The following is a 15,999-nucleotide window of genomic DNA, read 5'->3' on the forward strand; positions in this document are numbered from 1 at the left end:
AAACATTGTGCTTTACCTGCCCAGCAGGACAAGGAGCACGTTGATGTCGCTGGGCGAGATGCCCGGTATGCGGCTTGCCTGTGCCAGCGTCTCGGGATCTATCTTGATAAGCTTCTGACGTGCTTCGGTGGAGAGCGAGTTCAGGTTGGCATAGTCGAACCGTCCCTTTATCTTGATGCTTTCCAGCCGGTGTATCTTGTCGGCTATCATCCGTTCGCGATCGATGTAGCCTTGGTATTTTATCAGCACCTCCGCGGCTTCGAGGGTTTCTTCTTTCCGGTCGGTCACTTTATCCAGTTCGGCTTGGAAGGCGGGGATGTGCGGCGCGATGTTTTCGATGGTGATTTGCGGACGGCTCAGCAGGTCGATTAACTTGCATCCGTGGGCAAGCCTTGCCGTGCCCAGACTCTCCAGCGTGTCGTTGATTTTATCGGCTTTGATGGAGTAGGTCTTGGCAAACTCTACCAGATGCTGTATCATTTCCCGCTTGCGGCAAAGCATGTCGTAGCGGTCGCGCTTGGCAAGACCGAGGCGGTAAGCCCGTTCGGTAAGGCGCATGTCGGCATCGTCCTGACGGAGCAAGATGCGGTATTCGGCGCGTGAAGTAAACATGCGGTACGGCTCGTCCACGCCTTTTGTCACAAGGTCGTCTATCAGCACGCCGATGTAAGCCTCGTCCCTTCCCAATACGAACGGCTCTCCTCCGGTGCAGTTCTGGTGTGCATTGATGCCGGCAATGATGCCTTGCCCGCCTGCCTCTTCGTATCCGGTAGTGCCGTTCACTTGTCCGGCGAAGAACAGGTTCTTGATGACCTTCGATTCCAGCGTATGCGTGAGCTGGGTGGGGTCGAAATAATCGTATTCGATGGCATAGCCCGGACGGTAAGCCACTACGTTGCGGAAGCATGGTATCTTACGCAGGGCGGCAAACTGGATGTCCATCGGGAGCGAAGACGAGAAGCCGTTCAGGTAAAGCTCGCGGGTCGTTTCGCCTTCGGGTTCCAAGAACAACTGGTGTTGCGGCTTGTCGGGGAAAGTCACGATTTTGGTCTCGATGCTGGGGCAATAGCGCGGACCGATGCTTTGGATTTGCCCGTTGTAGAGAGGAGAGTCGGCAAGCCCGCTCCGCAATATGGCGTGTACTTCCTCGTTCGTATAACATGTCCAGCATTGCAATTGCTTCAGGTGGCGCGGTTCGCTCATGAAAGAGAAGCTATGGAAATCGTTTTCCCCGTCTTGTGTCTCCATGAGCGAGAAGTCTACACTCCGTGCGTCGATGCGTACGGGGGTACCTGTCTTCATCCGTCCGGCGGTAATGCCGTGCCGGGTGATGGATTCGGTCAGGTGATACGAAGCCGGTTCGGCGCACCGTCCTCCGGCGAGCATCTTGCGTCCGATGTGCATCAGCCCGTTCAGGAACGTGCCTGCGGTGAGGATGACACACCGTGCGTGGAAGGTGACACCCCAGCAGGTGACCACACCTTTCACTTCTCCGTCTTCCACGAGCAGTTCTTCTACTGTGTCTTGCCAGATATGCAGGTTGGGGATGTTTTCCAGTATCTCGCGCCAGGTCCAGATGAACTTCGCCCGGTCGCACTGGGCGCGGGGGCTCCACATGGCCGGTCCCTTCGAGCGGTTAAGCATCCGGAACTGGATAGCGGTGCGGTCGGTCACGATGCCCATATAGCCACCCAGCGCGTCAATCTCGCGCACGATTTGCCCTTTGGCAATCCCGCCCACGGCAGGGTTGCAACTCATCTGTGCAATCTTGTTCATATCCATCGTAATGAGGCAGGTCTTCGAGCCAAGGTTGGCTGATGCCGCCGCAGCTTCGCATCCGGCATGTCCCGCCCCGATTACAATCACGTCGTAGTTAAAATCCATTCGTCTTTTCGTTTTAATATACGGCACAAAAATACGAAAAAAAGGCGGGTTAAGCTATGGAATAAGGGAAAAAGAGAAAGAGATTTACTTGCGTCGCCCGATGCATATAGTTGCTCGGTCCTTCGGATGCCAGTCCTCCCTAAATCCTAATAGGCAAGGACTGCAGTCCTATATATGCAAGGACTGGAGTCCTGATGTGTTAGGATTGCGGTCCTGACTGCATAGGACTGGAGAGTTGATTAATTGCATAGGTGGACATGGCTCTATGCGTTTGTATAAACACCACTCTCTGCGCTTTTGCATCTCTGCGTTCCATTAAGAGTGGTGTGTGATTAAAAGATGAACACAGAGGCACAGAGCCACGGAGAAATAAATAGAGAAAGGACAAAGAACGCCGAACCAAATCTTTTCTACGTGAGCTTTGTTCTCTCAAAAAATAGAACTCTGTGCCTTTGTGTCTCTGTGTTCCATTCTATTTTTCGCAAACCAATTTTGTTCTACTATATTGTGGTGAGTTTCATCTTTCCATCTCCGCCAGCAGGGCGAGTGCCTTGTTCTCGGCTTGCTCCATGATTTCGCGCTCGCCCGGACCCTTGTCGTTGATGCCGCACAGGTGCAGGATGCCGTGGATGATGACCCGGTGCAGCTCGGTGTCATACGGGGCATTGAATTGTTCGGCATTGGTGCGCACCGTGTCGAGGCTGATGAAGAGGTCGCCCGCGATGCGGTTTCCTTCGGAATAGTCGAAGGTGATGATGTCGGTGTAATAATCGTGTTGCAGGTATTGGCGGTTCACCTCCAATATCTTCTCATCGGAGCAGAAGATGTAGGCTATTTCTCCCACCTTCTTCCCATACGTTTGGGCGACGGCTTTCACCCATTCTGTAGTCTCTCTTTTCTTGATGTGGGGCATTTCCACCCCCTCGGTCTGATACGTAATCATAGTTGGCTTGTTTAAGTTATCGTATTGAAACTCAGATTTTCGCCGATTAACGCGGATTTCTTATATGAAATAAACAGATAGTCATCTGTGAGAATTTGCGAAAATCTGCGTTTTATTAAATCAGAAGAATAAATAGCAAACGAATATCGCGGCAAGGATGCCCGCAAAGTCTGCAAGCAAGCCGCAAGGTACGGCATGGCGGGTCTTTGCTACGCCTACGCTTCCGAAGTACACCGCAAGGATATAAAACGTGGTGTCGGTAGAGCCTTGGAAGATACATGCCAACCGTCCTACGAACGAATCGGCTCCGTAGGTATTCATGGCATCCACCATCAATCCGCGTGCACCGCTTCCGCTTAACGGTTTCATCAGAGCCGTAGGAAGCGCGCCTACGAAATCGCTATCCAGCCCGCACATCTCTACCAGTGAGGCGATGCCTTGAGTCAAGTAATCCATACACCCCGAAGCACGGAACACGCCGATAGCCACCAGTATCGCCACCAGATACGGAATGATGCGCACGGCGGTGGTGAATCCCTCTTTCGCTCCTTCGATGAATGCATCGTACACATTCACTTTCTTGCGGATGCCCGCCAAGATGAAACCGATGATAATCACAAATAGGAAAACATTGGCAAAGGTGGTAGAGTAGAGGTCGATTTGGTCTTGCGACAAGGTGCTGAAGAACCAGATGATGCCTGTTATGAATGCGATTGCTCCTCCTAAAAAGAGCAGAATCGTGCGGTTCAAAAGGTTGATGCGCTGGTAAAGAGCCACGGCAATGATACCGGCAAGGGTGGAAATAAAGGTGGCGATGAGTATCGGCACGAATACATCGGTGGGTTGTGCCGCCCCCAGCTGGGCGCGATAGACCATGATGCTGATAGGTATCAGGGTCAGTCCCGAAGTGTTTATCACCAGGAACATAATCATCGGGTTGGTAGCAGTGTCTTTCTTCGGATTCAGTTCTTGTAAGCCTTCCATTGCCTTGAGTCCGAGGGGCGTGGCGGCATTGTCCAATCCCAACATATTGGCCGCCATGTTCATAAAGATGCTTCCCGTTACGGGATGCCCTTTGGGAATATCGGGAAAGAGTTTGGAAAACAAAGGGCTAAGTACGCGCGAGAAAAGGGCGATGACTCCGCCTTGCTCGCCAATGCGCATGATGCCCATCCAAAGTGCCAGTACACCGGTCAGCCCGAGGGAAATCTCGAATGCCGACTTGGAAGAGGCAAAGGTGGAGTTGATGATGTCGGGGAATACCTCCGCGTCACCAAAGAATACCAGCCGTATTGTGGCAACAATAAAAGCCAGCACGAAGAAAGCAATCCAGATGTAGTTCAGAACCATAGTCTTATTGTTTTGTCAAGTAAGCAGATGTCTTTATGAAACGCAGATTAGCGCAAATTTTCGCAGATTATTATTTCCCCTATCTGTGAGAATCTGCGTTAATCTGCGTTTTAAAGTTGGAAACATAAAGATTTGTGCCTCATTTTCTGTTATTAAAATTCTCCGCAAAAGTAAAGAATTAATTCCGAAAATGATAACTTTGCATTCATGAAATACATTCGATTCCGATATATTCGTTGGGCGGTACTGGCTCTGCTTCTGATAGGTGTGTGGATGTTCCGCTGGATACCCGGTGCCGGAGAATGGTACGCACGGGAGGTATATCCTGGGCTTTCCGTTTGCCTTTCGGGTATGGCTTCGGTAGTTCCGTTCTCGCTTTGCGAAGTGACGGTTATCGGGATTGGAGGCTTCCTGCTGGTTTATCCTTTTGTGGCACGGCGGAAGAAACGGAGCGGATGGCACATCTTAGGGCGTGAAGTGGAAGTGTTGGTGTGGGTTTACGTCTGGTTCTATTGGGGCTGGGGCATGAATTACTTCCGGAATGATTTCTTTTCCCGTTCGGGCGTAGCGCGTGTTTCGTATGAAGAAGCGCGGTTTCATCGTTTCCTCGAAGCCTATACCGATAGCTTGAACGCCTCATATAGTCCGGAAGCATTCTTGCCCGAAGCTGATATCCGGCGTGAGGTGAAACGGATTTACCGGCAAGTGCCGGGATATTTCGCCCTGACCGTTCCGAAAGACTATCAGAGTCCGAAACGGTCTTTGGTAAATGGTTTGTATTCGAAAGTCGGCGTACTGGGCTATATGGGACCTTTCTTCGATGAGTCGCACGTCAATCACGAATTGCTTCCGGTGCAATATCCGTTTACATACGCGCACGAATTATCCCATTTATTAGGTGTAAGTAGCGAGGCGGAAGCCAACTTCTGGGCGTATCAGGTTTGCGTCCGCTCCGCAAATAGGTACGTGCGCTATTGCGGATACTTCGGTTTGCTACCTTATATATATAGGGACGCTTATCGGATATTGGGCGAAGCCGGCTGTAAAGAATGGGCAAACCATATCCGTCCCGACATTATGCGGGAACTCCGCGCGAAAGAAATTTATTGGGGAGAACGGTATAGCCCGTGGATAGGTGCGGTACAGGATGCTGTCTATAACTGGTACCTGAAAGGAAACCGTATCCCGTCGGGGACGAAGAATTATGGTGAGGTGACAGGTATGATTCTTTCCTTGCCCGAAAACTGGTGGCAATGAGGCTGCGAGAATCTGGAATTTACGGGGGGGAGTCAGTGCGTTGCGCGTTTTTTCGATTCTGGATGTATTTGGAAAAACGGAAATGACGCTTGTCTGCTTTCATTATGTATAAATGAAGTGTACGGATTGTTTGTTTTGCTTTCTTTTTGTCTGTAAAATAAGATTATTCCTGTCTGTTTGGTATTTTGTTTTGTGGCGTCCCGTTCTTCGTTCTGGAAAAAGTATTCTTCTTTCCTTATGCTTTCGGATAAAAATTTGTATCTTTACGCCCTGAAATACATACTTTAACGAACAGATGGCCATTATCATTAAGAAAGTAAGCTCGAAAAAAGAGCTGAAGACCTTTATTCGCTTCAATTACGAATTATACAAGGGAAACCCTTATTCCGTTCCCGATTTGTACGATGATATGTTGAATACCTTTAACCCGAAGAAGAATGCGGCGTTCGAGTTTTGCGAAGCCGATTACTTCCTTGCCTATAAGAATGATAGGGTCGTAGGGCGAGTGGCGGCGATAATCAACCATCGTGCTAACGATACGTGGCAGAAGAAAGAAGTGCGCTTCGGATGGATAGACTTCATCGATGATGAAGAAGTATCAGAAGCATTGCTTGATACTGTGGCACAATGGGGGAAAGAACGAGGAATGAAATCCATCGTAGGTCCGCTGGGCTTTACTGATATGGATGCAGAAGGAATGCTGATTGATGGGTTCGACCAGCTGGGGACAATGTCTACCATCTATAATTATCCCTATTATCAGAAACACATGGAAAAGTTGGGTTTCGAGAAGGATGCTGACTGGGTGGAATTTAAGATGAAAGTGCCCGAAGCCATTCCTGAAAAGTTTGTGCGTATTTCAGAAATCATACTTCAGAAGTATAAGCTGAAGATAAAGAAGTTGAAACGGAAGGAAATAAAGGAAAAGAATTACGGGCAACGCATTTTTGACCTGATAAATGAGGCATACGCTCCACTGTATGGCTATTCGAAGATGACGCAAGGTCAGATCGACCAATATATTAAGATGTATTTGCCGCTGATAGACCTGCGTATGGTGTCGATTATCGAAGACGAGGAAGGAAATCTGATAGCCGCAGGTATTTCGATGCCTTCGCTGTCTGAAGCTTTGCAGAAAGCGAAAGGGAAGATGCTGCCTTTCGGATGGTATCACCTGCTCAAGGCATTGTTCATCAAGAAACCGAAGATACTGGACCTCTTGCTGGTGGGAGTGAAGCCGGAGTATCAAAGCAAAGGTGTGAATGCTTTGTTGTTTTATGACTTGATACCGGTGTACCAGCAGTTAGGGTTTGAATACGGTGAAAGCAATCCCGAACTGGAAGACAACAAGAAAGTCCAGTCGCAATGGAGTGTATTCAATCCCGAACAACATAAGCGCCGCAGGGCTTACAGGAAGATGTTATAATTCATTTAAGTTGACAAGGTGACGAGTGGACAAGGCGACAAGGTTCTAAATAGTATCGCATAAGATTTTAAAACCTTGTCAACTTGTTACCTTGTCAACTGACTAAAAACTTTAAACCATGGCAGAAGAGAACGAATCGATACAACCGACCGTTTCTTATACGGAGGAGAATATCCGTCACCTGAGCGATATGGAGCACGTGCGCACTCGTCCCGGTATGTATATCGGACGTTTGGGCGATGGTTCGCAGGCCGAGGACGGTATCTATGTCTTGCTGAAAGAAGTGATAGACAATAGCATTGACGAGTTCAAGATGGGAGCCGGAAAGCGCATCGACATCCAACTGGAAGACAACCTGCGTGTATCTGTCCGCGATTATGGACGAGGCATTCCGTTGGGTAGTCTGGTCGATGCCGTGTCGATGTTGAATACCGGAGGTAAATACGATACGAAGGCATTCAAGAAGAGTGTCGGACTGAACGGAGTCGGTGCCAAGGCGGTCAATGCGTTAAGTTCCCGCTTTGTTGCACGAAGCGTGCGCGACGGACAGATGCGTGAGGCCGTATTCGAACGGGGAGAACTGAAAAGTGACAGGACTGGAGATACAGATGAGGAGAACGGAACATTCATTTTCTTCGAACCCGACCATACGTTGTTTCTGAATTATCATTTCCGTCCTGAGTTTATCGAGACGATGCTCCGCAATTACACCTATCTTAATACAGGGCTTTCCATTTATTATAACGGAAGGCGTATCGTGAGCCGGAATGGATTGGAGGATTTGCTGAACGATAATATGACCACTTCGGGGTTGTATCCGATTGTGCACCTGAAAGGAGAGGACATAGAGATTGCCTTTACGCATACCGCTCAATACGGTGAGGAATATTATTCGTTTGTCAACGGCCAGCATACCACGCAAGGAGGTACTCATCAGAGCGCGTTCAAGGAACACCTTGCCCGTACCATCAAGGAATTTTACGGCAAGAATCTGGAATACCAGGATATCCGTAATGGATTGGTGGCGGCAATTGCCATCAATGTGATTGAACCGACGTTCGAAAGTCAAACCAAAATCAAGTTAGGTTCGTTGGTGATGGCTCCCGAAAAAGATTCGGACGGGAATCCATATCCCCTTTCAGGCATTAGTGTCAATAAGTTCGTGGGCGACTTTATCAAGGAGAATGTAGACAATTACTTGCATAAGCATGCTGATGTGGCGGATGTGATGCTGCAGAAGATTCAAGAGTCGGAAAAAGAGCGGAAGGCAATAGCCGGCGTGACCAAGATAGCCCGCGAACGGGCAAAGAAAGCCAACCTGCATAACCGCAAGTTGCGCGATTGCCGGGTGCATCTGAACGACCAGAAAGCACCGAAAGATGAAGAAAATGACCCACGTCTGGAAAGTTCTATTTTCATTACCGAGGGAGATTCGGCAAGCGGTTCTATTACGAAGAGCCGTGATGTCAATACACAGGCTGTCTTCAGCTTGCGTGGAAAGCCGCTTAATTCATTCGGGCTGACTAAGAAAGTGGTCTACGAAAACGAGGAGTTCAATTTGCTTCAGGCGGCTTTGAACATCGAAGACGGGCTGGACGGTCTCCGGTATAATAAGGTAATTGTAGCTACCGATGCCGATGTAGATGGCATGCACATCCGTCTGCTGATGATTACGTTCTTCCTCCAGTTTTTCCCCGATCTGATTAAGAAAGGACATGTATATATTCTCCAGACTCCCTTGTTCCGCGTACGGAACCGGAAGAAAGGTGTATACGAAACGATTTATTGCTATTCGGAAGAAGAAAGACTGGCTGCGATCGAGAAACTTGGTCCGAATCCGGAAATCACCCGGTTCAAAGGTTTGGGAGAAATCTCGCCCGATGAGTTCCGGAATTTTATCGGCAAGGATATGCGTCTGGAACAGGTTTCTCTTCGTAAGACCGATGCCGTAGGTGAATTGCTGGAATTTTATATGGGAAAGAATACGATGGAACGTCAGAACTTCATCATCAACAACCTGGTGGTGGAGGAAGATTTGATTCAGTAATAATGAATGGTTGATAATGAAGAAGCGTGCAATATTTCCAGGGACATTCGATCCCTTTACCATCGGGCATTATTCGGTAGTGAAACGTGCCTTGACCTTTATGGACGAAATCATCATCGGTATCGGCGTGAACGAGAAGAAGCGGACGTATTTCCCTACCGATAAGCGTGTGCGGATGATTGAGAAGCTGTATGCCGGTAACCCACGTGTGAGTGTAGAGGCATACGATGGATTGACGGTAGACTTTGCCCGTATGCGCGATGCTAAGTTCATTATCCGTGGCATCCGTACGGTACACGATTTCGAGTACGAAGAAACCATAGCCGACATCAACCGCAAATTGTCGGGAGTGGAAACCATCTTGCTCTTTACCGAGCCCGAACTGACCGCAATCAGTTCCACCATCGTGCGCGAACTGTTGCATTATGGCAAGGATGTCACACCGTTCTTGCCGGCAGAACTTGATATTAATGAAGAATGAAGATTATGATGAAATACCGTTGCTTGATAACATGGCTTTGTGTGCTGTTTGCACTTTCAGCAGGTGCACAGAGCAACAAACTTTTAAATTCTCCTTCCCGTAAATTACAGTTGGCAGAGTTTGCCATAGCCAATCTGTATGTAGACGAAGTGAATGAAGGAAAACTGGTAGAAGATGCAATTGTCAGCATGCTGAAAGAACTTGACCCTCATTCTACATATTCCAATCCCGAAGAGGTGCGAGAATTGAATGAACCCTTACAGGGTAATTTCGATGGTATCGGCATTCAGTTCAATATGGCTACCGATACTTTATTTGTTATTCAGCCAGTGTCGGGAGGTCCTTCTGAAAAGGTCGGTATTTTGGCGGGCGACCGCATCATCGAAGTCAATGATACAGTGATAGCCGGTGTAAAGATGAGTACAGATGATGTGATGCGCCGTTTACGCGGCAAACGTGGAACAAAGGTGAATGTGAAGGTGATGCGCCGTGGAGTGAAAGAGTTGCTTCCGTTTACCATTACGCGCGACAAGATTCCTGTCTATAGTCTGGATGCTTCGTATATGGTGAACGACCGTATCGGCTATATCCGTATCAACCGCTTCGGAGCTACTACGGGCAAAGAGTTTGTAGATGCTTTGCATCGCCTGCAGAAAATGGGTATGAAAGACTTGATTCTCGACTTGCAGGGCAATGGTGGAGGATACTTGAATGCTGCCATAGAGGTCGTAAATCAATTTTTGGGCAAGAAACAACTGATTGTATATACCGAAGGGCGCCGTAATCCGCGTGCCGAGTTTGATGCTGAAGGAAACGGAGATTTCCTCGACGGACGGCTGGCGGTATTGGTGGATGAATTTTCGGCTTCAGCAAGCGAGATTGTTACCGGCGCCATACAGGATTGGGACAGAGGAGTCGTGGTTGGTCGCCGTACATTTGGCAAAGGATTGGTGCAGCGTCCCATTGACTTGCCCGATGGTTCGATGATTCGTCTTACTGTGGCTCGTTATTATACACCTTCGGGACGTTGTATCCAGAAACCTTATGAAAGTATCGAACAGTATAACCGTGACTTGATAGACCGTTACAACCGTGGTGAAATGCTGAGTGCTGACAGTATTCATTTTCCCGATTCGTTGAAATATAAGACTTTGCGCCTGAAGCGTACGGTTTATGGTGGCGGAGGTATTATGCCCGATTATTTTGTGCCGGTGGATACCACGATGTATACTGATTATTACCTGGCTTTGCGCGATAAAGGAGCCATTGTGCAGCAAAATTTGAAATGGGTGGATGCTCGTCGGACAGAATGGTTGAAGAAGTATAAAGACTTCCGTCATTTTGACCGTGAGTTTGAAGTTACTCCCGAAATGCTGGACGAGTTGAAAGCTTTGGGAGAGACATTGGGAGTTGTTTATAAGGAGAAAGAATATCAGTTGGCGATGCCTCTTATCAAAGCCCAGCTGAAAGCCCTTATCGCCCGCGACCTTTGGGATATGAATGAATATTTCCAGGTTATCAATCGTTTGAGTGACAGTATGAATAAGGCTATCGAATTGCTGGAAAGACCTGAAGAAGAGTTCTTGAAGCGTGGAACTTCTTCAGGCAGCTATTGATGGTGGCATGATGTGACAACGGGGTTGTCTTACATCATGCTCACCATGGATTGGCATTTGTTTGCTTATTTCTTCAGTTCCGGGTAACTGATACGGGTGTGGTACATCGTTTTCAGTTTTTCTTTGAATACGCTTTTCACCGTGGCAATGTCTTTGAAGGTGATGGGGCATTCTTTGAAGTTGCCGTCCTGTACCTGGCTGTCAATGATTTTGTCTACCAGGTTCGAGATGCTTTCCTCGGTGTATTCAGGCAGGCTGCGCGAGGCAGCTTCTACCGAGTCTGCCATCATCATAATCGCCTGTTCCTTGGTGAAAGGGTTCGGACCCGGATAGCGGAATGCTTCCTTATCTACTTCTTCATCGGGATGTTCGTTCTGGTACGAGATGTAAAAATATTTGGTTAATCCTTTTCCATGATGGGTGCGGATGAAGTCTTTGATGACCTCGGGCAGGTTGTTCTTTTCTGCAAGTTTCACGCCGTCGGTTACATGGCTGATTACAATTTGGGCACTTTGTTTGTAACTTAGCTGGTCGTGTGGATTCACGCCCGACTGGTTCTCGGTGAAGAAGGCAGGATTCAGCATTTTGCCGATATCGTGGTACATTGCTCCGGTACGCACCAGTTGGCTGTTGGCTTCGATACGGTTGGCAGCTGCGGCGCAGAGGTTGGCCACCTGCAAGGAGTGGTTGAATGTACCGGGAGCTACTTCCGACATTTCACGCATCAGTTTGTTGTTGATGTTCGAGAGTTCCACTAGTGTGACGTTGGATGTAAACCCGAAAGTCTTTTCGAGGATGAACAGCAACGGATAGGTAAACAGCAGCAATATGCCGTTGATGATGAAATTGATGTAGATATTCGTGTTCAGTTGCGAAACGTCGTTGACATGGATCAGGTCGAGCGCGAAATATAATACTGAATAGGCAACGACAACAATCAGGGCACTGCGTAATAACTGTGAGCGTTGCGACAGTTCGCGCAGGCTATAAATACTTGCCATGCCTGCGATGGTCTGCAGCAAGATGAATTCATGCGGCGTACGCAGGCAGATGGAGCAAAGCAATATAGACAGGATGTGTGCCATGAATGCTGTGCGCGAGTCGAGAAAGATGCGTACAATCATCGGCAGCATTGTGAATGGTACGATGTACACGCTCATAAACGGATGTGATACCATCAGTGATGAGATGACAGGGAAGAAGATAATCAGGAAGAACAGGATGCTAAGGCTTCCTTTCTTGTCGTAATAATCGCGGCGGAACAGGGCGAGGTATATCATAAAGCATCCGATGAGAATGGATACAAACAGGATTTGCCCGAATAGGGTCAGGCGTTTTTCGGTAGTGGTTTCGTTCCGTTTGTCCCATTCCCGTTGCAGGGATTTCAAGATGTTATAGGTCTGCTGGTTGATGATTTCACCCCGGTCGATGATTTTCTGTCCGTTCATTACGAAGCCTTTGGCGAATGATACTCCTGAGAGCAAGTCTTTTTTTGCCGTTTCCGATTTGTTGGCATCGTAAATAAGGTTTACGGTCAGGTAATTGTTCAGGTTGCATCGTTGCAGCAGGGTCTTGCTGAAGTGTACGGTGTCCGAATTGACCAATGCTTCATAAGCCCGTTTCGTACTGTAGATTTCGCTGATGCTTTGCAGGATGGAAGTGTTCTGGTAGACAATCTGTATGCTCAGGATACTGTCTTTGTGCAGACGCGCCAGTTGTTCGACAGGCATAATTCCTTTCCGATAGATTTCCTTCAGTTTTTGTTCGATGTAATGTGGATACGTGGGGTCGGGGATGATTTGCCGGAGTTTTCTGTTGTAGTCTTCCTTGAACTGGCTGATAATCCGTTCACCCATGGTTTCCGATAACTGGAAGTAGGGGTGGTAGCTTCTCATAATGCTGTCCTGTTCGCGTTGCACTTCGTCTTCTCCCTTGTAGATGGGAAAGTCGAACGAGGCTTGGAGCAGGCCGTATTTCCACGGTTTATTGATGTCAAACTGATAGTTGAATTGTCCTTCCCGCGGCAGGAAGTATACGATAATGGCCACTGCAGCAAGGAAGATGCCGCATTTATAGAAGAACTTCTTATATGAGAACTGTCTTTCGGTTTGGAAACTTTTCATAAGATTCGGATATTTTGCCTGCAAAATAAGAAAAAAACGGGAAAAATACCTTAATTTTGCGCTGTATTTTTTAGATAAAATCACTATGGCAGAAAGAAAAGTTAGAGTTCGTTTCGCTCCCAGCCCTACGGGAGCGTTACACATCGGTGGTGTGCGCACTGCCTTATACAACTATCTGTTCGCCCGTCAGCACGGGGGGGACTTGGTTTTCCGAATCGAGGATACCGACTCGAACCGCTTCGTTCCGGGAGCGGAAGAATACATACTCGAATCGTTCAAATGGCTGGGTATCCAGTTTGACGAAGGGGTCAGTTTCGGAGGAAATTATGGACCTTACCGTCAGTCGGAGCGTCGCGACATCTATAAGAAATATGTGAAAGTGTTGCTCGACAGTGGAAAAGCCTACATTGCTTTTGACACGCCCGAAGAACTGGATGCCAAACGAAAGGAAATACCTAACTTCCAGTATGATGCCTCTACACGTATGTCGATGCGTAATTCGCTGACGATGCCGCAAGAGGAAGTAGACCGTCTTGTTGCCGAAGGAAAACAGTATGTGGTTCGTTTCAAAATTGAACCCGATGAAGATGTGCACGTGGACGATCTCATCCGCGGCGATGTGAAAATCAACTCTTCTATTCTGGATGACAAGGTTCTGTATAAATCGGCAGACGAACTGCCTACGTATCACCTGGCAAATATTGTCGATGACCATTTGATGGAAATTTCCCATGTTATCCGTGGTGAGGAATGGCTGCCTTCCGCTCCCTTGCACGTCTTGCTTTACCGTGCTTTTGGCTGGGAAGATACGATGCCCCGTTTTGCACATCTGCCCTTGTTGCTGAAACCCGAAGGCAATGGAAAATTGAGTAAGCGTGACGGCGACCGTCTTGGTTTTCCTGTATTCCCACTGGAATGGCATGACCCCAAGACTGGTGAAGTGTCATCGGGATACCGTGAATCGGGATATCTGCCCGAAGCGGTCATTAACTTCCTTGCCTTGTTGGGTTGGAATCCGGGTAATGACCAGGAATTGATGTCGATGGACGAACTGGTGAATCTTTTCGACTTGAATCACTGTAGCAAGGCGGGGGCTAAATTCGATTACAAGAAAGGCATCTGGTTCAATCATGAATATATTCTGCGCAAGAGTGACGAGGAGATTGCTGCCCTGTTCAAACCTGTGCTGGAAGCGCATGGAGTGGCAGTGCACGATTATACCGATAGTTATCTGACAAAGGTCGTTTCACTGGTGAAAGGCCGTGTCAATTTTGTGAAAGAACTTTGGGAGCAGGCACGCTTTTTCTTCGTGGCTCCTGAAACCTATGCCGAGAAAGATGTGAAGAAACGCTGGAATGCCGATACGCCCCGTATTATGGACGAGCTGGCCGGTGTGCTGGAAGGTATCGGTGATTTCACTTCGAAACCGTCGGAAGACATTGTGATAGCCTGGATTACAGAGAAGGGATATCACTTGGGCAATGTGATGAATGCTTTCCGTCTTGCCGTGGTAGGCGAATGCAAGGGACCGCATATGTTCGACATTACCGAACTGCTGGGCAAGGAAGAGACTATCAGGCGTATGCGCCGTGCGGTGGAGGTGCTTAAATAACCGGTGTGATGATATACAATTTTGCAATCTGCCTGTTCGTAGGGGCAGTCCGTCTGATTGCGCTGTTCAATAAGAAAGTGGCGCGGATGGTAAAGGGTGAGCGTGAAGCTTTCGATGTGCTGGCACGGAAAATTGATCCGCAGGCGAAGTACATCTGGTTTCATGCCGCCTCATTGGGTGAATTCGAGCAAGGACGCCCGTTGATAGAGCTTATCCGCCGGAATTATCCTCAATACAAAATCTTGCAGACGTTTTTCTCGCCTTCGGGCTACGAGGTGCGCAAGGATTACCGGGGTGCCGATGTGGTGTGCTACTTACCGCTTGATACACCGCGCAATGTGCGCCGTTTTCTCGATGCAGCACATCCTTGCGCCGCATTTTTCATCAAGTATGAGTTTTGGAAAAACTATCTTGGTGCGCTTCATCGCCGTGGGGTGCCGGTCTACAGCGTCAGTTCCATCTTCCGTCCGCAGCAAGTGTTCTTTCGGTGGTACGGTGTAGCATATCGGGACGTGCTGAAATGTTTTACCCATCTCTTTGTGCAGAATGAAGAGTCTGTGCGCCTGCTTGCAGGGATAGGTGTCACCGCTACCACCATTGTGGGTGATACACGATTCGACCGCGTGCTGGACATCTGCCGTCAGGCGAAAGAACTTCCGTTGGTAGAAGCATTCAAGGGCAGCAATCGCTATACGCTGGTGGCTGGCAGTTCGTGGGCACCCGATGAGGATATTTTCATTCCCTATTTCAATGCCCATCCGGAGATGAAGCTTATCATTGCTCCCCACGTCATTGATGAAAACCATCTGTCCGAAATCGAAAGCAAGCTGCACCGCACTGCGGTGCGTTACACGCAGGCGACGCCAGAGAACGTGTGCCGTGCAGACTGTCTTATCATAGACTGTTTCGGACTGCTTTCGTCTATCTATCGGTATGGCGAGGTGGCATACATTGGCGGTGGTTTCGGCGTGAGCATACACAATACGCTCGAAGCGGCTGTTTATGGCATCCCTGTTGTTTTCGGACCTAACAATCAGAAATTCCTTGAAGCTCAGGGATTGAAAGCCTGCCGTGGCGGTTTTGAGATAACCGATGCTACCGGTTTCGAAACCCTGATGGATCGCTTCCTGTCCGATGAAGCCTTTCTTTCTGCTTCGGGTAAGGCGGCAGGCGATTATGTAAAAGACAACGCCGGTGCGCTGGACAAAATAATGGATATCGTCCGTTTGTGACGTGTCTTTCTTTTATCATTCGGGAAGA

At 48.4% G+C, this 15,999-nt stretch carries 11 protein-coding genes; 7 read left to right on the forward strand and 4 right to left on the reverse strand.

Translation table 11 applies throughout. The annotated features are described in order from the left end of the window. Nucleotides 1-12 precede the first annotated feature (12 nt). The 3 genes from mnmG to B5F25_RS10580 all read right to left on the reverse strand — a co-directional run bounded on the left by mnmG (nt 13) and on the right by B5F25_RS10580 (nt 4,177). The gene (gene mnmG, locus B5F25_RS10570; RefSeq protein WP_087249477.1) at nt 13-1,884 is read right to left on the reverse strand and encodes a tRNA uridine-5-carboxymethylaminomethyl(34) synthesis enzyme MnmG; all 1,872 of its coding nucleotides are present in this window, start codon (nt 1,882-1,884) and stop codon (nt 13-15) included. A gap of 517 nt (nt 1,885-2,401) precedes the next feature. Beyond that, nucleotides 2,402-2,827: an rRNA maturation RNase YbeY gene (ybeY, locus tag B5F25_RS10575; protein WP_087249479.1), complete on the reverse strand. Its 426-nt coding sequence runs from the start codon at nt 2,825-2,827 to the stop codon at nt 2,402-2,404. A 120-nt stretch (nt 2,828-2,947) separates the two neighbouring features. Further along, complete coding sequence (locus B5F25_RS10580) at nt 2,948-4,177, reverse strand: spore maturation protein (RefSeq protein ID WP_087249481.1); 1,230 nt, start codon at nt 4,175-4,177, stop codon at nt 2,948-2,950. A 207-nt stretch (nt 4,178-4,384) separates the two neighbouring features. Here B5F25_RS10580 and B5F25_RS10585 point away from each other — a divergent pair, with 207 nt between their 5' ends. The 5 genes from B5F25_RS10585 (at nt 4,385) to B5F25_RS10605 (ending at nt 11,004) form a co-directional block, all read left to right on the forward strand. Further along, entirely contained in the window at nt 4,385-5,434 is a 1,050-nt protein-coding gene (locus B5F25_RS10585; protein WP_087249483.1) for a DUF3810 domain-containing protein, read from the forward strand. Between the two features lie 295 nt (nt 5,435-5,729). Next, on the forward strand, nt 5,730-6,860 hold the full coding sequence (locus B5F25_RS10590) for an N-acetyltransferase (RefSeq protein WP_087249485.1): 1,131 nt from the start codon (nt 5,730-5,732) through the stop codon (nt 6,858-6,860). 118 nt (nt 6,861-6,978) lie between these two features. Then, nucleotides 6,979-8,907, forward strand: a complete 1,929-nt coding sequence (locus B5F25_RS10595) for a DNA topoisomerase IV subunit B (protein WP_022040551.1) — start codon at nt 6,979-6,981, stop codon at nt 8,905-8,907. Nucleotides 8,908-8,923: 16 nt separating this feature from the next. Next, nucleotides 8,924-9,388, forward strand: coding sequence for a pantetheine-phosphate adenylyltransferase (gene coaD / locus B5F25_RS10600; protein ID WP_087209133.1), 465 nt, complete (start codon nt 8,924-8,926; stop codon nt 9,386-9,388). Between the two features lie 5 nt (nt 9,389-9,393). Continuing rightward, a complete protein-coding gene (locus B5F25_RS10605; RefSeq protein WP_087249511.1) occupies nt 9,394-11,004 on the forward strand; it encodes a S41 family peptidase in 1,611 nt (536 codons plus the stop codon). A 65-nt stretch (nt 11,005-11,069) separates the two neighbouring features. Here the strand turns inward: B5F25_RS10605 and B5F25_RS10610 are convergent, their stop codons facing one another. Then, nucleotides 11,070-13,127, reverse strand: a complete 2,058-nt coding sequence (locus tag B5F25_RS10610; protein WP_022040554.1) for an HDIG domain-containing metalloprotein — start codon at nt 13,125-13,127, stop codon at nt 11,070-11,072. A gap of 85 nt (nt 13,128-13,212) precedes the next feature. On the opposite strand from B5F25_RS10610, the gene gltX reads away from it, so the two are divergent. Both gltX and B5F25_RS10620 read left to right on the forward strand, forming a co-directional pair. Further along, the gene (gene gltX, locus B5F25_RS10615; RefSeq protein WP_087209130.1) at nt 13,213-14,739 is read left to right on the forward strand and encodes a glutamate--tRNA ligase; all 1,527 of its coding nucleotides are present in this window, start codon (nt 13,213-13,215) and stop codon (nt 14,737-14,739) included. An 8-nt stretch (nt 14,740-14,747) separates the two neighbouring features. Further along, the gene (locus tag B5F25_RS10620) at nt 14,748-15,971 is read left to right on the forward strand and encodes a glycosyltransferase N-terminal domain-containing protein (protein ID WP_087249487.1); all 1,224 of its coding nucleotides are present in this window, start codon (nt 14,748-14,750) and stop codon (nt 15,969-15,971) included. Nucleotides 15,972-15,999 lie beyond the last annotated feature (28 nt).

Source organism: Bacteroides sp. An19 (assembly GCF_002160215.1).
Taxonomy (GTDB): Bacteria; Bacteroidota; Bacteroidia; order Bacteroidales; family Bacteroidaceae; genus Phocaeicola; species Phocaeicola intestinalis.